This is a genomic window from Nocardia sp. NRRL WC-3656, assembly GCF_000720265.1.
GTDB lineage: Bacteria > Actinomycetota > Actinomycetes > Mycobacteriales > Mycobacteriaceae > Nocardia > Nocardia nova.
In genome coordinates this window covers 1-17,441 of sequence record NZ_JOJF01000030.1, presented here as the reverse complement: position 1 = coordinate 17,441, position 17,441 = coordinate 1, and the positions used below count along the sequence as shown (strand labels likewise).

At 67.4% G+C, this 17,441-nt stretch carries 17 protein-coding genes; 10 read left to right on the top strand and 7 right to left on the bottom strand.

Features of this window, described 5'->3' with window-relative positions; genetic code table 11:
- Positions 1-101: 101 nt before the first annotated feature.
- The 3 genes from IG65_RS0128365 to IG65_RS0128355 all read right to left on the bottom strand — a co-directional run bounded on the left by IG65_RS0128365 (position 102) and on the right by IG65_RS0128355 (position 3,455).
- Positions 102-1,190 carry a terpene synthase family protein gene (locus tag IG65_RS0128365; protein WP_081879835.1) on the bottom strand — a complete coding sequence of 363 codons (1,089 nt, stop codon included), beginning with the start codon at positions 1,188-1,190 and terminating at the stop codon, positions 102-104.
- 167 nt (positions 1,191-1,357) lie between these two features.
- Entirely contained in the window at positions 1,358-2,305 is a 948-nt protein-coding gene (locus tag IG65_RS0128360; protein WP_030518010.1) for a DUF1214 domain-containing protein, read from the bottom strand.
- A 235-nt stretch (positions 2,306-2,540) separates the two neighbouring features.
- Positions 2,541-3,455: an MBL fold metallo-hydrolase gene (locus IG65_RS0128355; protein WP_030518009.1), complete on the bottom strand. Its 915-nt coding sequence runs from the start codon at positions 3,453-3,455 to the stop codon at positions 2,541-2,543.
- A 101-nt stretch (positions 3,456-3,556) separates the two neighbouring features.
- Here IG65_RS0128355 and IG65_RS0128350 point away from each other — a divergent pair, with 101 nt between their 5' ends.
- Complete coding sequence (locus IG65_RS0128350) at positions 3,557-4,486, top strand: AraC family transcriptional regulator (protein WP_030518008.1); 930 nt, start codon at positions 3,557-3,559, stop codon at positions 4,484-4,486.
- A gap of 120 nt (positions 4,487-4,606) precedes the next feature.
- On the opposite strand, the gene IG65_RS0128345 is transcribed toward IG65_RS0128350, so the two are convergent.
- Positions 4,607-5,557 carry a nucleoside hydrolase gene (locus IG65_RS0128345; protein ID WP_156055824.1) on the bottom strand — a complete coding sequence of 317 codons (951 nt, stop codon included), beginning with the start codon at positions 5,555-5,557 and terminating at the stop codon, positions 4,607-4,609.
- Positions 5,558-5,587: 30 nt separating this feature from the next.
- Positions 5,588-6,997: an amidase gene (locus IG65_RS0128340; protein ID WP_030518006.1), complete on the bottom strand. Its 1,410-nt coding sequence runs from the start codon at positions 6,995-6,997 to the stop codon at positions 5,588-5,590.
- Between the two features lie 81 nt (positions 6,998-7,078).
- Between IG65_RS0128340 and IG65_RS0128335 the strand changes: the two genes are divergently transcribed.
- Together IG65_RS0128335 and IG65_RS0128330 are read left to right on the top strand one after the other, a co-directional pair.
- Entirely contained in the window at positions 7,079-7,759 is a 681-nt protein-coding gene (locus IG65_RS0128335; protein ID WP_051757064.1) for a TetR/AcrR family transcriptional regulator, read from the top strand.
- A 507-nt stretch (positions 7,760-8,266) separates the two neighbouring features.
- Complete coding sequence (locus IG65_RS0128330) at positions 8,267-8,791, top strand: hypothetical protein (RefSeq protein WP_051757061.1); 525 nt, start codon at positions 8,267-8,269, stop codon at positions 8,789-8,791.
- Between the two features lie 396 nt (positions 8,792-9,187).
- Here the strand turns inward: IG65_RS0128330 and IG65_RS39380 are convergent, their stop codons facing one another.
- The gene (locus IG65_RS39380; RefSeq protein ID WP_231509484.1) at positions 9,188-9,676 is read right to left on the bottom strand and encodes an SRPBCC family protein; all 489 of its coding nucleotides are present in this window, start codon (positions 9,674-9,676) and stop codon (positions 9,188-9,190) included.
- 6 nt (positions 9,677-9,682) lie between these two features.
- Between IG65_RS39380 and IG65_RS0128315 the strand changes: the two genes are divergently transcribed.
- A complete protein-coding gene (locus IG65_RS0128315) occupies positions 9,683-10,282 on the top strand; it encodes a TetR/AcrR family transcriptional regulator (RefSeq protein ID WP_231509482.1) in 600 nt (199 codons plus the stop codon).
- Between the two features lie 413 nt (positions 10,283-10,695).
- Complete coding sequence (locus IG65_RS0128310) at positions 10,696-11,619, top strand: PHB depolymerase family esterase (protein ID WP_051757057.1); 924 nt, start codon at positions 10,696-10,698, stop codon at positions 11,617-11,619.
- A gap of 42 nt (positions 11,620-11,661) precedes the next feature.
- Here the strand turns inward: IG65_RS0128310 and IG65_RS0128305 are convergent, their stop codons facing one another.
- Entirely contained in the window at positions 11,662-13,839 is a 2,178-nt protein-coding gene (locus tag IG65_RS0128305; RefSeq protein WP_030518000.1) for an acyltransferase, read from the bottom strand.
- A gap of 1,277 nt (positions 13,840-15,116) precedes the next feature.
- Here IG65_RS0128305 and IG65_RS0128295 point away from each other — a divergent pair.
- From IG65_RS0128295 to IG65_RS38060, 5 genes are all read left to right on the top strand, one after another.
- On the top strand, positions 15,117-15,482 hold the full coding sequence (locus IG65_RS0128295; RefSeq protein ID WP_030517999.1) for a MerR family transcriptional regulator: 366 nt from the start codon (positions 15,117-15,119) through the stop codon (positions 15,480-15,482).
- On the top strand, positions 15,479-15,703 hold the full coding sequence (locus IG65_RS0128290; protein WP_030517998.1) for a hypothetical protein: 225 nt from the start codon (positions 15,479-15,481) through the stop codon (positions 15,701-15,703). The genes IG65_RS0128295 and IG65_RS0128290 overlap by 4 nt, the downstream gene beginning before the upstream one ends.
- 219 nt (positions 15,704-15,922) lie before the next feature.
- A complete protein-coding gene (locus IG65_RS0128285; protein ID WP_030517997.1) occupies positions 15,923-16,126 on the top strand; it encodes a cold-shock protein in 204 nt (67 codons plus the stop codon).
- Positions 16,127-16,642: 516 nt separating this feature from the next.
- Positions 16,643-17,188 (top strand): DUF5994 family protein, encoded by a 546-nt coding sequence (locus IG65_RS0128280; RefSeq protein ID WP_051757054.1) that lies wholly within the window; start codon positions 16,643-16,645, stop codon positions 17,186-17,188.
- 18 nt (positions 17,189-17,206) lie between these two features.
- A complete protein-coding gene (locus tag IG65_RS38060; RefSeq protein ID WP_156055821.1) occupies positions 17,207-17,347 on the top strand; it encodes a hypothetical protein in 141 nt (46 codons plus the stop codon).
- The last annotated feature ends 94 nt before the right edge of the window (positions 17,348-17,441 follow it).

The window sequence follows — 17,441 nt, the reverse complement described above, 5'->3', positions numbered from 1 at the left end:
ACTTCGGTGCCCGGCGAAACTTCCCCCGGCTGGTACTGCTGATCGTGACGCTGCAGACAAAGGTACTGCATGCCCGATTCGTCACGTCATCGGTGGACTGCTCACCGGTGGTGAGCCTCGGCGAATATCGACCGGCCCTTGTAGCGGGAGGTGGCGCATTGCCAAACCCAGCTCGCTTGGACGCATTGATCGAGGTCGTCGGCGTAGGCGGTGACGGCGGTGGCCAGCGGTGGGCTGAGTGCGGGGCAGCGGTCGAGCAGATCCTGCCGCAGCCCGCGGAAGTCGGTGAATCGCTCGCGCACGATCCGCGCGGCGCCGAGCACGGCGTCGGCCAGCGTCGCGCCGGGCGTATTGAGCAGCAGAATCGAGATGAGGTTGAAATCCGAGCGGTCCACGATGACCTCCTTCTCGAAGGAGAAGACATCGTTCATCAGCGCTCCGACTTCGGCGGTGAGACGTTCCAGCGTGCGCAGATCCTCGGCGAGGCCCGCGGCCGCGAGCCGGTCCCAGGGCAGTGTGGTGTCGCGCGCGAACTCGCACAGCTGGATCGCGGGGTACATCCCCGAGACCTCGTTACGCAGGGCTATGTAGTCGTCGACGCTGAGCAGGTCACCGCGCGCGCCGACATTCTGATCGCGGATCGCCGAGCGCAAATGGTCGATCGTCGATGCGCGGAATCGCTCCAGCCACACCGGCTCGGCTTGATCGGTGAGGGTCGTCAAGAATTCGACGGTCGCCTCGACAATGGGCGTGGAGTTGTCCGGCCGGATCCGGCCGGACTCGAATAATCGACACAGCCGGTCGACCTCGAGTTGTGCCTGCGCTCGCTCGGCCTCGGACAGATGGCTGAACTTCTCGCGGCCCACGGTGTCGTTGAGCGCGAACAGGATTGCGTTGTAGATACCGATCGTCGTCATCCGCGCGAGGCTGATCGTCCGCGGATGCAGGTAGGGCGTCATCGAGTTGTAGGCGGCACCACCCCTTTCCAGCCAGATCCGGTGCCTGCGGCAGAACGCCTCGACCTCCGCGCAGGCTTGGGCGCCGAACCGGTTGGGCCTGAAACTGCTGCAATATTGCGCGATATCGCAGTCGTCGGTACTGAACAGAGCGCGCAGCGACCATCGATCCCCATGAAGAAGTTCCTGGTACTGGGCGTGCATTGCGGCGATATCCGATGCGATCTGGGGCATGTACTGCACAAACGTCTCCCAATCCGTGAGCGGCATCCGCCGGCTCGAAACTGTCGCCGGCAGTTGGTGATACCGGGTACCAGTATTTCACCGGGGCAGCTGTGGGGAGTGGGTATGCGAAGCGAACGCATTTCGGAAACCGGCACGAACGGCGGGTCGTGGAGCGGTCACTCGCGTGCCGGCACCAGCTCCGGCAGCGTCCATGCGCCGGTGAGGATCTCGGCGCGGGGCCGGTACAACCGGACCACGACGTTCCAGCCCTCGGGGGTGGGGATCGCGTTGGGGACGCTGTCGGGGAAGTCGCCGAACCGGACCGTGACCGATCCGTCCGCGTTCGGCACTCCGGTGATGTTGTTGACGCTGTAGCTGTTTCGCGCATTCTTCTCGAAATAGCCGGCCGCGTTGTAGACCGAGACCGACCAGAACCCGTCGACGGGCACCGCGCGCAGGGTGAACTCGTAGTTGCCGGGCGGCAGGTCGGGGGCCACGCCGACGTAGGAGGCTTCCTCGCTGGGCAGCCCGCCCCAGCCGGCCGCCGTACCGATCAGATGACGCACCGGGTCGACCTGATCGCGGCGGCCGAACGTCGCGTCGAAACCGTTCATGCCCGCGGCCAGGGTCAGCAGCGCCGTGCGGGTGGCGTCCAGCCCGGCGGTGTCGTAGTGGGGTGGGACGAACTCGCGCGCCGAGCCGGCGGTGAGCGAGAGTCCGTCTTGCAGGGCCGCAACCGCCGCGAGGTCCTCGGCGGAATTCGGGTCGGCGAGGATCCGCACCGCCACCAGGGCGTAGTCGGTGCCGCAGTCGTCGGACCGCAGTTCATAGGACCCGGCATCGTGAAAGACCTTCTCGACGTAGTGGTCCTCGCTGACGACCATGGCCGACAGGTAGCGGTCGCCGTGTTCGGGCAGCGTCACGGTCGCGCCCGCGGCGAGGTCGACGACGGCGAAGCTGTAGAGGGTGTCGCGGTTGAGGCGGATCACGGTCTGACGATCGATCGAGGCCGGTTCCCGATTGTGCAGAAAGGTGTTGATCCCGCCGGCGTCGCGCTGCAGATCGGCGAACATCCGATCCGTCTCGGCCCGCACGAAATTGTCGACATTGACATGCACCGCCATCGCTGTACTCCTCACTGTTGCCGACAAGCCCGATACGGTCCCTATTGTGGTCCACGCGGACCGTTCCGGGCCGCTTCGGCGCATCTCTACCCGAGTCGTGTCTCGAGACCATGGGCACGGCACCGGGCTGTGCCGGCGCTGGTCATCGCACTGCCGACCGCACGTGCGGCCCTGCGTGGCTCTGGGTGTCCAACGGGTCGGGTCGGCGATGCGAGAGTGGCCGGGGTTGCCGATGTCAGCGTGGCGCCGCTGCGGCCACGGCCCACTCGCCGAGTGTGAAATGTGTTCCCGTGCGGTGTATTTCGACTGCTCCGGGCCCGGCGAGGTGGGCGGGGATCACCAGTTGCCGTCGGTCGGCGGCGCGTTCGAGAATTCGGCGCCGGGTGGTGGCGGCCCGGTGTGGGTCGAGGCAGAGGCAGCTGCTGTGCGAGGGTTCGAGCAGTTGCAGTGGGCTGTGGACCATATCGCCGACGAAGACGGCGCGGTCGCTGCCGGAGTTCACCTGCAGTACCGCGGAACCCGGGGTGTGGCCGGGTGCGGATTCCAGGATCAGGTTCTCGTCGATCCGGTAGCTGTCGTCCCAGAGGACTGCCCGACCGGCACGGTGGATCGGTGCGATGCTGTCGTCGTATAGCAGCCGGTCGTCGGGGCGGCGCCCGCCCGCGTAGCCGCCGTCGGGCCCGAAGTAGGCGTCGTCGGCGGCCGGAATCAGGTACCGGGCGTTGGGAAATGTCGGCACCCATTGCCCGTCGACGTCATGAGTGTTCCAGCCGACGTGATCGCCGTGCACATGAGTGTTGATCACGAGATCCACATCGTCCGGGTGCACCCCGGCACGAGCCAGACGGTCGAGGAAATCACCGTAACGGTGGTGGAACAACGCGCGGGCGGGCCGTTCGCGCCCGTTGCCGACGCCTGTGTCGATCAGGATCGTGCGCCCGGCGCTGCGCACTACCCAGGTTTGGATTGCCGCGACCGCCAGCTCGGTAGCGGGATCCCAATGATCGGGTGCGAGCCAGTCCTCGTTGTCGCGCCAGGTCCGATCGGTCGTGTCCGGCAGCAGGTCGGGGCCTGGCATCAGGGTGCCCTGCCATTCGATCACGCGGAAGATTTCGACATCACCCAGCACGATGCTCTGCGAACTTTCCATACTCGCGACGGTATGGACCGCAACCGAGCCGATCAATGCTCAGGATGCTCACTTGAATACGCAAACGGATCAACCGTGAGCGCTCTCCGTAGGATTGTTCTATGGATGTGCTGAGCGATGCGATCGCGGCCGTGCGCCTGGGGCAGCCGTCGTCGAGCCGGCTGTTCACCCGCGAGCGTGACTGGTGCACCCGGCTCGCGCCCTACTCCGGCGCCGGCTTCCACATCGTGTTGCGGGGCAGCTGCCGATTGCTTCCCGACCAGGGCGATCCGGTGACCCTCGGCACCGGCGACGCGGTTCTGCTGCCCCACGGGACCGGGCATCTGCTCGCCGACCGGGCCACCGACGCGCCGGCTACGACACGGGCGATCCCGTTCGAGCAATGGCGGGCCGCGCAGCCGAATGAAACAGACTCGGGCGCAGGCGGTTTCGAGGTGTTGTGCGGGACGTATCGGCTCGACCGCCGAGGGCAGCATCCCCTCGTTGCGGAGTTGCCGACAATCATCCACCTTCCGGATCGGATCGGCGATCATCGCGAACTGCGCGCCGCCATCGACCTGCTGGCATTGGAAGCCGACCAGCGCAGCCCCGGCTCCTGCATCGCCGTTCCGAGCCTGCTCGATCTGCTGCTGGTCTACATGATCCGCGCGTGGATGAACGAGAACGATGCCGGTATCTGGTCGGCCGCGCTCACCGACCCGGTCACGGCCACCGCCCTGCGGGCACTGCACACCGCACCGGCCGCGCCCTGGACCACCGACAGCCTCGCCGCGGAAACCGGAGTCTCGCGCGCCACTCTGACCCGCCGATTCGCCGGCCTCGTCGGCCGGCCGCCGATGGGATATCTGACCTGGTGGCGCCTGACGCGAGCCGCCGCACTGCTCCGCGACACCACCGACCCGTTGCCCACCATCGCCGAACAGGTCGGATACGCCAACCCCTACGCCTTCTCCCACGCGTTCAAGAAGCAATTCGGCACATCCCCCGGCCGCTACCGCAACGACCGCGGATCAGCCGCTGTCGACCGGTGAGCGTCGTCCCGGTCCCTTCTATTACCGAGGAGAGCGGACCGAGCCCTGGTAAGTGACGAATGATGCAGTTCCGCAGCTGATTTCGTATTCGAATACTTCCGGCTCCCGGGGTGCACGGACTCAGCTGAGGCCGACTCGGCTGAGGTGCGCGCATATCGCGGCCATGATTCGGGTCACGACTTCGTCGCCTTGTGCGGTAGTGGCAACGAGGGCGTTCGGGTCGGCTTTGCGGGGGACCCGGAACTCGCAGATGGTCGCGCCGCGGCCGATGGTTCGGCCGAGTTCGACATCGACGCGGGCGGGCGCGAGTTCGAACAGATCCGGCCAGAGAAGGTAGGCGGCGGCGGAGGGGTCGTGCAGGGCTGTGGCCCGGGGTGTTGCGGGGTCGCTCATGCGCAGGTAGAAGCCGACGTGGTCGGCGACGATGGCGGCACGTTCGGTGCCGATGGCCCGCACCTGTTGCTCGTGCTCGGGAGTGATGAGGACTTGGTGGGTGAGGTTGAGGCCGAACATCCGGACCGCGGCGCCGGAGCGCAGTACCCCGTCGAGAGCTTCGGGGTCGGCGTAGGCGTTGAATTCCGCGGCGGCGGTGTGGTTCCCGCCGGCCGTCGAGCCGCCCATCCATACGATCGAGTCGATGGCGTCGACCAGCTCGGGGTGTAGCAGCAACACCACGGCGATGTTGGTCAGCGGCCCCGTCGCCAGGATAGTGATCGACCTCGGTGCCGCCGAGCGCAGCGTTGCTGCCAACGCGTGAACCGCATCGACGGGCTCGGCGGTGCGACCGGCGGTGGGGAAACGGCGCCCCAGGGTGCCCATGGCGCCGGCGCCGAGGAGCCGTTCGATGGTTTGCGGCTCCTGCGCCAGCGGTTTGGCGGCCCCGCGGTAGATCGGTGTGTTCAGTCCGCAGAACTCGGCTACGGCCAGAGTGTTGGCGGTGGTGTTGGCCAGACTGGTATTTCCCACCACGGTAGAGATTCCGACGAGCTCGATGTGAGGTGCGCGCGCGAGCACCATCAATGCGAGCGCATCGTCGAACCCGCTGTCGCAATCCATCCATACAGCACGCACGTAGCCACACCCTCTCGCCGCACCGTGGTGTCAGGGGTTCGTGTGCTCCTGGATGCGGGGAAAGGGTTGTTCGGCTTCGAGGAGGTAGGCCAGTTCGATCAGGGTGCGTTCGTCGCCGTGGGCGGCCGATAGTTGCACGCCGACCGGCAGGCCTTCGGTGGTGCGGCCCATCGGCAGGGAGATCGCCGGGGTGCCGGCGATGTTGTTCAGTGGCGTGTAGCTGACGTAGCGGGTGAGCCGGTCGATCAGTTCCGGGAAGGCGACGGTCGGGGCGATGTGGCCCAGCGGCGGTGTGGTGTGTGAGAGTACCGGCGACACAACGACTTCCAGCCGAGCGAACATTCGCGCATACGCGGCCGGGATGCGCCGCAGCCGGCGCAGCGCCGCCGGCGTGCGGTGCAGATTGCGGCGGTGATGGGCGCGCAGTCCACGAGTGAGTCCGTCGGTGGCGGCCGCGTCGAACGACCGGTCCAGGATGAGCTTGCCCGTGCTCACCGCGAGATCGGCCAGTAGCGCCCAGTATTGGACGAAATCCACCGCGAACTGCTCGGTGACCGGGAGGGCGATCGGTTCGACGACGTGCCCGGCCTTCTCCAGCAGTGTGGCGGTGTGCTCGACCGCGGCGCGGGTGGGCGCGTCGACCTCGGCTCCGGTGACGCTGTGCATGAGCAGCCCGACGCGCAGCCGTCGTTGTGCCGGGCCGCGGACCTCGCCGATGGGAGCGAGTTTCGGGTTGCGCCAGACGTTTTCGGCAGCGGCGACGAAGGCCGCGGTGTCGCGCACGGTGCGGGTGAGCACGCCCTCGGAGATCATGTGGATCGGCACATGCCGCGCCTGTTCGCCGTCGATGTGGCGGCCGCGGCTCGGCTTGAGCCCGACGAGCCCGCCGCATGCGGCCGGGATGCGGATGGATCCGCCGCCGTCGTTGGCGTGGGCGATCGGGACCACGCCCGCGGCGACGAGTGCGGCCGAACCGCCCGACGAGGCGCCGATCGAGCGATCCAGATCCCACGGGTTGCGCGTCGGAGGTTCGGTCATGAATTCGGTGGTGGCATTGAAGCCGAACTCCGGCAGTCGCGATTTGCCGAGCACCGTCAGTCCGGTGCCGAGGAACTGCTCGGCATAGGCGCCGTTCTTCGCGGCCGGCCGCGCCCGGAACGCCTCGCTGCCGTGGTTGGTCGGCAGTCCCGCCAGGTCGGTGTTGTCCTTGACGAACGTCGGCACGCCGTAGAGGGCGGAATCGGACTTCGAGTGATAGCGCGGGGCGTCGTAGATCGCGCAGGCGACGGCGTCCAGTCGCGGGTCGACCGCACGTGCTCGCTCGATGGCGGCGGCGGCGAGTTCCTGCGGGCTCACCGAACCGTTGCGGACCAGTTCGGCGAGGGCGACCGCGTCGTGCTCGGCGAGCGCATCGTCGCGAAATGCGTGAAGGGACGTCATGGCGGCTGAGTCTAGAAGAATGTACAGACTCTGCCCAGAGGAAAACTGTAAGAAGTTACAGAGATGGCCTAGGGTTGCATCGTGACCGCGCGCCGCCACCGTCCCAGTGCCCTGGCCCGACGCGAAGCCCTGCTCGCGGCCGCTGTCGAGGTCGCCGCGACCGTGGGTGTGGCCGGGGTGACTCATCGCGCGGTCACCGAAAGAGCCGGACTACCGCTGACCACGGTCGGCTACTTCTTCGACTCGATCGACGCGCTGACCGAGGAAGCGCTGCGGGTCTACACCGACGCCGACGCCGATACCCAGGTCGCGCTCGCCGAGGCGTTGGCCGAGGCGCACAGCACACCCGACGAGATCGCCGCCGCGCTGTCGTCGGCCGCGACCCCGCGCTCACCGGAGACGCCGGCGTTGTTCGAGGCCTATCTGCACGCCGCGCGGCACCCGGAGTTCCGCGATGCCGCCGCGCGGGCGCTCGATGCCGCACGCCGGGCAGCCGCCGCGGGTGTGCGCGCGGCCGGGGCCCCGGAACCCGACGCGGCCGCACCGGCGTTCACGGCCCTGGCGCACGGGTTGGCACTGCACGAAATGGCGGTGCCGGGCACGCTGCCGCCGGATTCGGTGCATGCGGCGTTTCGCGCGCTGTTTCTGGGATTCCTGCTCGACAACGGTCATGTGGAGCTGGCTCTGCGACTGCGGCGCCGTGCCGCGGCGGACGATCAGGTATCCGAGGGCGAGCCGTCGCCCGCCGAATCCGATGCGTGACAACGTCATTCGCGTCGCGCGTGCGCCTACTGGGCACGAATCCCGACGTGCGCACCCCTGCGGCGGTGCTGGGCGGACTGGTCGTATGCGCGGTCCAGTTGTTCACACCGGTCCGCACACCAAAGGCGCGGCTAGCGTGTGGAACTCGGTCGAGTAGATCAGCGGCGGCGTAGTGCCTGCGTCCGCATGGCAGCCGCAACTCGGAATCGACGGCGATCGAGTGCACGTCGCTGAGCCCGACTTGCTCGCCGCCGCGTGCCCGCTGTGATCAGGGTCGTTGCCGAGGCGCCGACGTGCGTGCACTATCGAAGTCGGCCGATCAAGGATGCTCGTGCGGGGGCCGATCGAGCCCGAGCTGCCGGATCCGTGCAATTCCTCGAGGACTGGGCACTCTCCTTCGTGAACGGTGCGTGCCGGCCCGGGCGTGGCGGTGGTCCACCCCGGTCTCCGGTACGCCTTGGCGGCGATCGCAGGCAACCGAATTCGTCGCGGAGAGGAGCGAATGCGATGACAGACACCCTGACCGATATTCCCACCGCACCCCTTCGGCTCGCACGCCCGGTCCCGGTGGCGCGAGCGACGCCGCGAAACCGGGTTCCGGCGACCGGGGTCGCGCGCGAGTGGCAGCAGGCCAAAACGGTGCTCGTCACCCGGGTCGCCGGGCCGAAGCAGTTGGTGACCGTGCCACGGCTGGTTGTCCCTATCGGACTCGGCCAGTTGGCATTTCACGTCTCCTCCCGAGCTCCGGAAGTCGACGATCTGCTGCGCGACGGCCGTGTGCTCGTCCAGGCCGGCGATTGGCGCGGACATCCGGCGCTGGGGTCCCACCAGCGCCAGGGGCACGCGCAGGTGGTGACCGCAGGCACGCTGGTGCCGTTCGTTCAGGCCGAGATCGAGGCCAAGTACCGGTGGCAGATTCCCCTGGCGAAGTTCGGCCACCGGCTGGCACGGGGAAGCGCCCCCTACGGCGACGTCGTCGTTCTCGTCACGGTTCACGAGCCCCCGTCCCCGATGCTGCCGCCGACGCCCTGACCACAGCCGGCGTTCGGCGACCCAGCCTGTTGTCGGCGAACGTTGCCGTCTCACCGAACGTAGCGATGCCGCCGGGGTGGCGATAGGCCCGGCGGCACCGCAACGACTTCGCGTAACCCGTCATGCCTTCCGGCTTACGCGCAGGCCGACGCCGGGCAGGACGCCGGCCTTACTGTTCTGTTACCCACTCCGCGATCGCTAGCAAACCTTCAGCGCTCGAGTATCGAGCGGAAATTGCCTGCTGAGCGAAGTATTCAATCGTCGTTTCCCTCCGCGTCACCGTCAGGCAATGGCAGGCTACCTCGGCCGAGGGTGGTGGCGAAGACTCGGTCGAGGGTGACGATGCCGGCTTCGTGGGCGCGGCTTCGAGTGCGACGCAGAGGATCCGGGCACGCTTTACGGTCGGATCCTGCTCTTGCGGACCTGATCGCGGTGGATCCGTCCACGCAGGAAGCGAACGTATCGATTGTGGTGGTTCCTGGGCGCCGATCCGGGAACCAGTGTGGTCTCGGCGAGGTCGAGCGAGTCCTCCATCAGTGCGTCGTGCAGCCGGCGCCACGCGAGAGGCCAAATGAGCCGGTCCTTTCCGTGGGTTCGCATGATCAGCTCGTGTGTCAGACGGGTATGGGTGGCATCGAGTTCCTCGACGACGAATCCGTGAGTTCCGTCGAAGCCGGCCGGGCGATGGAAGCGGAACTTCACTTCGCGCCCAGGGACGTACTCGACGCAGGTGTATCGAATCGGGCCGTGGCCGCCGGTGGCGTCGACTCCCAACGGTCGATCGAAACGCATGGCCGGCCACTGCCGAGTCGGCCAGAGCCGGTCGTCGCCGCTTCCCAGCGTGTCGAGCAGCCGACCCACCGCCTGTGCGTCGGCCGCGATCACTCGACTGTGGATCTGGACTCGCTGCTGGACGCCGCTGCCGACCTGGCGGCGTCGCACGGCCCCGCCGCGGTGACCATGAGCGCGGTCGCGGCCGCCGTGGGTGCGCCGAGCGGCTCGGTCTACTACCGATTTCCCGACCGGGCGGCGCTGCTGGCGGGGTTGTGGCTGCGAACCGTGGAACGATTCCAGCGCGGATTTCTCGAGGCCTTGCGTCTGGATCCGCCGCGGCTGGCGGCCGTACAGGCCGCCCATCATGTGACCGACTGGGCGCGAGGACACCCGACGGACGCGGCGGTATTGCTCGCGGGTCCGCAAGCTTTCGGGTCCACGCAGTGGAGTGCCGAATCTCGCGATGTGGCCGCGGCGCAGCAGGCTCGAATCGACGACGGGATAAGAGAACTCGGCGACCGGCTGGGCTGTCGCAGCCGGGCCGATCGCGAACGATTGGCTCTGCTGATCATCGAGTTGCCCCATGCGGCCGTGCGGCGCGGCGCACGCAACCCCGGCGCCGATCCGACCGACACCGCCGAGGCCGTCGACCGGATCGTCCGTGACGCGCTCGGCGAAATGGGCGATGTGACAGCACATTTCGAGCGTATGAGCTGAGCGGTCCGGCGTCTCCTCGGACGCCGAACAGCAGGTCGAACCAGGCCGGTGGGTGCGGTTCGCGAGCGAGGTCGTCGCCGAAATGTCGGTGCTTCATGACACTATCTGCCGCTATGACTGCTTCAGCTGCTACGGCGCCTGGCATTCTGATCACCGTGTGCGATGGTTTCGCGACGCGTACGTATCTCGCAGGGGCCGAGAACGCCACACCAGCAGGGGCATCCCTCAGGAGGACCTCTTCCAACGCCCGGTCCTCAGCGGCCGGTTGCGACCGTCGGCCGCATAGCCGCCGCTACCCGCAGCCGCGTGTTGCTGGGGCGACCGCGCATCGATGCCGATTCGGCCGTTTACCACCGGTGAGAATCGCAGCCGCAGTAGGCTGCTGACGGTCGCCGGCTCGACGATGGGAAAGTATGCGCGCTATCGCAATTCGACTCGCCGCGGCCGTGGCCGCCCTCGCAGCAGTCGTCACGTCGTTCCAGGGTGCGCATGTGGCACACAGTGATCGGAGCGGAATCCGCCCCGCCGCGGCGCAGTGCAGCCTCGCACCGACAGCGGGCACCGTCGTACGGACGATCGGTACCAGGATCTATCGGCTCGACGTTCCTGCCGGCCTGACCGGACCCTCGGTGCCGCTGCTGCTCGCCGAGCATGGAAATGCCAGCAATGCGGCAGATTTCGAGCAGGTCTCGGGCTGGACTCCTTATGCCGCCGCGCAACACTTCATCGTCGCCTACCCGCAGGGCAACGCGAACAATCTGCCGCTGGATCCCGGTAACGGTCTGGTGGGCAACGATTGGGAGTTTCAGCAGGGCTCGATCGATGTCCAGTTCCTGCGCTCGGTCGTCGCCGACATCGAGGCGACATGGTGCGTCGACGCCGCACGCGTCTACAGCAGCGGGTGGTCCGACGGCGGCATCATGTCGCAGCGGATGGCGTGCGATGCCCCCGACGTCTTCGCGGACGTAACCTCTTGGGAGGGCGGGGATCCCACCCTCCCGAACCCAACCCTGCTGGTTCCCAGTCCCGGATCGCCCTGCAAACCCGCTCGGCCGATCTCCGTCGGCATCGCCCAGGGGCAGCTCGATCCGATCTCCGATCCGCTAGCCGGTGTGGCCAACGTCGACGCATGGGTAGATCGCGATGGCTGCCCCGTCCCGCCGGCCAAGTCCAGCGACGCATTCGGCACGACGGCAGGCTACGGACCGTGCCGGAGCGGGACCTCCGTGCAGTACCGGGTAGAGAACGGGCAGTTGCATCAGTGGCCGTCCGGTGCAGCCGGCGACGACCTGCGAGATCGACTGTGGAACTTCATGTCCGCCACCACTCTGCCGTAGGAGCCGAGCTGGCAGTGCGTCGTTGCCGCCGCCCGATGCTCGTCATTCATGGGCGAGGGCGCGGTCGGTGAGGGCGCCGATCGCGGGTCCGAGGATCTGGGCGTAGCTGACCGTCAGGTGGTTGTCGTCGCGGAACACCAAGGTATTGCCGACGATGACGGGACAGCGGGCGGCGGTGCAGAACAAGGAGGTGAGATCGGCGTACTGGCCCCCGCCTGCCGTCGTTGCCGCCTGCTCGGCCGCAACGCCGGCGTCGTTCACCCCGGCCGGGCGTGCGGGTGCGCATGCGGTGGCATCGTCGAGGTGTTCGGACAGGCAGGTCGGCACCGTGGTGTGGGGATCGGGGATCGGCCCGAGAACGAGAACGGCCGAACCGATCGCGCGGAGTTGGGCAACCAGGCGGCCCAGGCTCTCGACCCAGGCTCGATCGTAGGAGACGAAGCCGAAATCGCCGCCGTAGCGCCGGGACATGTCCAGGACGATCAACCGCGGGTGTTCGTTTCGCAGCCGGTTCAGCACCTGGCCGCGCCATTGCTCGCATTCGGTGTACTCCCGGTCCAGGTACGGGCTGGTGATGGGCAGGTCCAGCAGGGGGCAGGTGACCTTGGCCATCGTTTCCAGCCGCCAGTGCCGCGCCTCGGCGATCGGCTCCAGCGCCGGATTCCACATCGCCGCATGGGAATCGCCCACCAAGGCCACCGTGGGGGGCGATTCCGGATCACCCGAGGCGCACTCGGCCTGGCCGACCTCACGCCACGACCGGACACAGCCATTGGTGAACACATCGGCCTTGTCGCCGGGTGCGCTGTCCAGCGACGGGGTGAGATTCGATGGGACAGCACGGATTTCGGCCGAGGCGGCGACCGCGGTTTGGGCCTGTGTCATCAGCTGCCGGACCGCCTCGTCGCGGGGGTCTGCGGCGGGTGCGGCCGAGTCCCGGGGCGTGGTGAGTACGAGGGAAGGTGCCGCCACACCGTGCCCGACCGGGGCGGGGACGAGCACGAGCAGCGCGAATGCCACACTCGCGGCGAGCGCGGTGCAGGCGCCCCCGCAGGCGAGACTGCGCACGGCCGAGTTCCGCAACGGCGCCGCGAAGCGAACCGGATTCTCGATCGTCCACTGGGTGAGCATGGCAAGCCCGCCGGCCATCACGAGCGCACCGAATGCGCCGACTCGCCCGAGCGGGTGGCCCAGCATATGCGGTGCCAGCAGCAACACCGGCCAATGCCACAGGTACCAGGCGTAGGACAAGCCGCCGATCGCCCGTATCGGACGGCGGGTCAGCAGTGAGCCGACCCCGAAACGTGCTCCGGCGCAGCCGGATACAATCATCAGAGCGGTGCCGGCGACGGGAAGCAGGGCCGCGCTGCCGGGATACGGTGTCCTGCCGTTCAACTGGGTGCAGGCCACCACGACCAGAACCAGGCCCATCCATCCGGCCGGCGCGGCCACCGAGTGCGGCAACCGGGACCACACGGCAACCGAGAGCGCGATCAGGCCGCCGGCGGCCAATTCCCACGCCCGGGCGGGCAGCGAAAAGAACGCCCACGGCGGCAGCGTGCCGGTCCAGATCAGTGAGATCGCGAACGAGAGAGCGGCGACCACCGTCAGAATGATCAGGTAGGGGAGTGCGGTGGCCGATCCGGTCCGGCGGCGCCGCACGAGCCACGCCACCGCGACGATGAGCAGCGGCCACACCAGATAGAACTGTTCCTCCACGCCGAGTGACCAGAAGTGCTCGAACGGCGAAGGGGGCTCGCTCGCCGCGAGGTAGTCGGTGCTGCGCAGGGCGAGCCGATTGTTCCCGACATACAACGCACTGGCGATTCCGTCGCCGAGGACCTGGCGCGCCTGCAGCGGCGGCAACAGCACCGCCGCGCCGATCGCGGTGGCGACCACCACGATGCCCGCCGCGGGCAGCAGCCGGCGAGCACGTGCGCCGTAGAAACGGGCCAGCGCGACGGTGCCGCCGGCGCTCACCTCCCGGCACAGTATTCCGGTGATCAGAAATCCGGAAATCACGAAAAAGATGTCCACACCGACAAATCCACCGCTGATCCCCGGAATTCCGGCATGGAACAACACAACCGCCACGACCGCGACTGCTCGCAACCCCTCGATATCGGGCCGAAATCCCTCCCGTGGCTGCGATGCCTGGTGAACCCGGTCTGCCTGCCGATTTGCCAACCCGCTTACGGCCGTGTCCGTCATGTGCAGCATTGTGGTGGATCGACCCGGTCGTGACGCGACGACGTGCCGGTTTCGTGGCCTGAAGAAATTCGCGCTGCCCGGTGTGCTACTTATGGTCGAATTAAGCGGTTTTCGCGTCGCCGAATTGAACGAATCCGGGATCGGAATGTAACCGCTTGTGCCCAAACCGGTCCGGTCGTCGTCTGCGCTCGAAGTCGCCGTCGGCGCCTTCACGCCCGAGCGAGACGAGGGCCCCGGCGGCTCGGTCCGCCGGGGCCCTCGACCTCACCGTAGAAGACGGTGAGCGGTCGCGCGAGCGAAACAGGCAGCGGAGCTGTCGATTTCGTGTCTGCGAAGTTGCCGGATGCGGGTTTGCTTGCCCGGGAGGATGCGCTAGGTTGTGAAGCGCCACAACATCACACGCTGTCGGGGCGGCGCTTTCGCCGATGTTTTGGTGTGTGCCACGGGTTTCCGCGGGCCGGTTTGCCCAAGCCGGCTTGTTGTGCCCTTGACTTCCTCATTGAGCCGGGGAATCGAGGGACCGGAAGGCCCGGTGCCGGCGAGGGAGCCCTGCCACTGGTCATCTCACGCCGGCACCGTGTCCAGCCGGGAAATCGCAGGCCACGCTACCACTTCGAGTGTGTCCCTTGCTGACGCTGTGCGCACTCGCCGACGCTCAACCGCGAGGGCCGTCGGGACCGCTCGCGGGCCTGAACGGATGAAACAGCGGTCTTGTGCTGCGCTTCGCCGATCCACGACCTGGAACCCGCGCCCGGGTGAAGCCGTACCCGTTCGCCTCGCGCCCTCCGTCCGCTCGGGTACTTCCGGCCTACCCGGTCCCCACGCCCGCGAAACCCGGCCCACGCATGTGATATAAGCACTCCCCTCGGCAGCCGAAAATCTGTCGTGTCGGGTGTAGACATTCGCTGGATGCCGTTGTAGAGTCGCTGCTGTTCGAATTAATGAGTCCGAGTGGCCGGGCAGGTGAACTGCCCGGAAGTAGTAGGTTCCACCGTCCCCTTCCGGCGGATGACAGATAGACCCGGAGCAGTCGGCCGGACCCGCCGGAAGGGGGCGAAGCATCACCGAACAATCGAATGTCCAAGCACCGCAGCAATATCGGCGATCCAGGAGGTGGTCACTGAACAGACGATCATCAGTTCCGCATCCGGGAAAGCAGCGGATGCGGTGTGTGAAAGCGGCCCTCACGGGCTGGTGAACAGTAATGACATCATTCCCCCTTCCGTAGATTCCAGGCCCCGGCGCAACCGTGCCGGGGCCTGTCGGCGTTGACCCCGAGAGGCCCTGTGCAACTACCCAACCCCCACCCCGCCGACGGTCCCAGTGCCGCCGACAAACTCGACGACGACGATTACCCCGCCTATTCGATGGGACGCGCCGCGGAAATCCTCGGTGTCACCCAAGCGTTCTTGCGCGGCCTCGACGCCGCGCAACTGCTGACCCCGCAACGATCCCCCGGCGGGCACCGCCGCTACTCGCGCTACCAGCTGCGTATCGCCGCACGCGTGCGTGAACTCGTCGACGCCGGCAACGCCCTCGACGCCGCGTGCCGCATCGTGATCCTCGAAGACCAGCTCGCCGAGGCGCAGCGTCTCAACACCGAACTGCAGCACACTCTCGACCAGCGCAGCAACCCGACCGAGACGACGTGAACGTGCCCGACGCGCGCACCGGCCAGATGGATGTCTTCCTTCCCCAGGCGCTCGCTGTCGCCGTCCTCGACGCGGTGATCCGCCTCCATGTCACTTCGGCCCTGGCCCGCACCGGCGAATCGGCCGCCACCATCGAGCACGGCACCGGCCAGTCAAACTCGCCGGGGGTCACCCGCTGGCCGGTGTCCTACACCACCGGTGGTTTCCCGCAGCAGGAGTGACACAACCACTGACCAATCCCAGAGGTCGGGTTCAGCGGCGTCGCGTTGTGCCGACTCCTCATCGGCATATCCACCCGGTGCCCTGCCCGCCAGAGACATCGGCGAGGTTCGTTCGGCTGGGCCGGGCGCGGGCCGGTCAGCGTCCATGTGACATGCTGGTTGGCGAGCACGGGTTGTTGACATGATCGCTCGGCTCGCAACAGGAAGTTGTACATCAGTATGTCGCAGGGCAGTGTGAAGTGGTTCAACGGCGAAAAGGGCTTCGGCTTCATCGCTCAGGACGGGGGAGGCCCCGACGTTTTCGTCCACTACTCCGAGATTTCCGGCTCCGGCTTCAAGTCCCTGGATGAGGGACAGCGCGTCGAATTCGAGATCGGCCAGGGCCAGAAGGGCCCGCAGGCCCAGAGCGTTCGCGCCATCTAGGGACCGAGCCTTCCCGAAACCCGCGCCTGTGGCGCGGGTTTCGTGCTTTTCGGAGGGTTGCCGACCCGGGCGGCAGAGCGTTCGCCGGCATCCGGCCGGGCATGGGCAGTATGCGGATGGCGTGGGCCCACGTGGACACGGGCGGCAGATTCCCGTAGCGTCGAGGTAGACACCCGGTCTCGTAGCAGCGGACGGTGGACCACAGGGTCCGCTCGGCGCTTCTGATCCGGAGACGGGATCACGGTCCTGACGATCGACTATCGGATCGGCAAACCACGAGCGGTCGAACGCCGCTGGATCACTCTTCGCAACCAGCGCCTGCATGATTCGCTTGCTCGGGGTGTGTTCTCCATCCGCTCACCACAGGACCGCCACGGCCCGCGAACGGGCCCAGCGCCGGCGACGCCAGAGCGGAGCGAACCGTTCGGCTCGGCGACATCCCGAGCGATCTCATGATCGTCACGTCGCCGGCTTCCCTCAATGCGGCCGATCCGCGGCCGAGTCAGGAGCGTCGGCATGAACTGCCCGACCCGCCCCATCCCCGATACCGCACACCTGGACCGCGAGCATGGCGCACGCGTGCAACTCAAAACAGCCGAGACGAAAACGGGGTATGTCGACGGTGCTTGGTGGCCACACAGCACCGATCTCGCCACCGAACTGCCCCACCTGATCACCGCGATCGCGGGACGGCTCGACTCGATCCACCGCGTGGTTTACCAGCCCGGTGAATGGACTCTCACCCCACACCAACTTGCCCACGCCGGACGCAGTGTCCGCCTCGACGGGAACCGGCACGGCACCGCGCATACGATCGAAATCCTCGGCGCCCGCGACCGGCGGCAGATCCTTCTGATCATCCCGCCACACACCGATCCCCACAGGGCCGCCGCCGTGATGGCGATGGCCTGCCGCGTCGACGACGAATCCACGATCGACCAACTGCTGGCCCAGCTTCCCGGACGCACCGGCAGAGCCGCAGCCCTACGACAGTGGCGCAGCAGCGGAACCATCCGCCGGGTCGACACATCCGGCAGCGCACATCAGCTACCTATCCGATAACGACAGAGAGAACTCACCATGAGCGACAGAGCATCCGCCGGACCTCAGCTGTTCAGCCACGAATACACCGCACCGGACAGCACTCCCGCCAGTGCAATCGACACCGACCTGCGACCGAAATTCCTTTCCGCGCACGAAGACCGGCAACACGACGACTAGGTTCTGTGTCGAAGTGAGTTGAGGGTGGCACCGCGTAGCGGTGCCACCCTCAACTCGTCTCGGAACATGCTGTCCGCGTTGGCATATGGGCGAG

What these genes read in the sequence shown, in the direction of transcription:
- IG65_RS0128330 (WP_051757061.1), top strand. Translation starts at nt 8,267, where the DNA reads ATGACAGACACCCTGACCGATATTCCCACCGCACCCCTTCGGCTCGCA.
- IG65_RS0128365 (WP_081879835.1), bottom strand. Translation starts at nt 1,190, where the DNA reads ATGCCCCAGATCGCATCGGATATCGCCGCAATGCACGCCCAGTACCAG.
- IG65_RS0128305 (WP_030518000.1), bottom strand. Translation starts at nt 13,839, where the DNA reads ATGCTGCACATGACGGACACGGCCGTAAGCGGGTTGGCAAATCGGCAG.
- IG65_RS0128350 (WP_030518008.1), top strand. Translation starts at nt 3,557, where the DNA reads ATGGATGTGCTGAGCGATGCGATCGCGGCCGTGCGCCTGGGGCAGCCG.
- IG65_RS0128310 (WP_051757057.1), top strand. Translation starts at nt 10,696, where the DNA reads ATGCGCGCTATCGCAATTCGACTCGCCGCGGCCGTGGCCGCCCTCGCA.
- IG65_RS38060 (WP_156055821.1), top strand. Translation starts at nt 17,207, where the DNA reads ATGAGCGACAGAGCATCCGCCGGACCTCAGCTGTTCAGCCACGAATAC.
- IG65_RS0128285 (WP_030517997.1), top strand. Translation starts at nt 15,923, where the DNA reads ATGTCGCAGGGCAGTGTGAAGTGGTTCAACGGCGAAAAGGGCTTCGGC.
- IG65_RS0128280 (WP_051757054.1), top strand. Translation starts at nt 16,643, where the DNA reads ATGAACTGCCCGACCCGCCCCATCCCCGATACCGCACACCTGGACCGC.
- IG65_RS0128360 (WP_030518010.1), bottom strand. Translation starts at nt 2,305, where the DNA reads ATGGCGGTGCATGTCAATGTCGACAATTTCGTGCGGGCCGAGACGGAT.
- IG65_RS0128355 (WP_030518009.1), bottom strand. Translation starts at nt 3,455, where the DNA reads ATGGAAAGTTCGCAGAGCATCGTGCTGGGTGATGTCGAAATCTTCCGC.
- IG65_RS0128340 (WP_030518006.1), bottom strand. Translation starts at nt 6,997, where the DNA reads ATGACGTCCCTTCACGCATTTCGCGACGATGCGCTCGCCGAGCACGAC.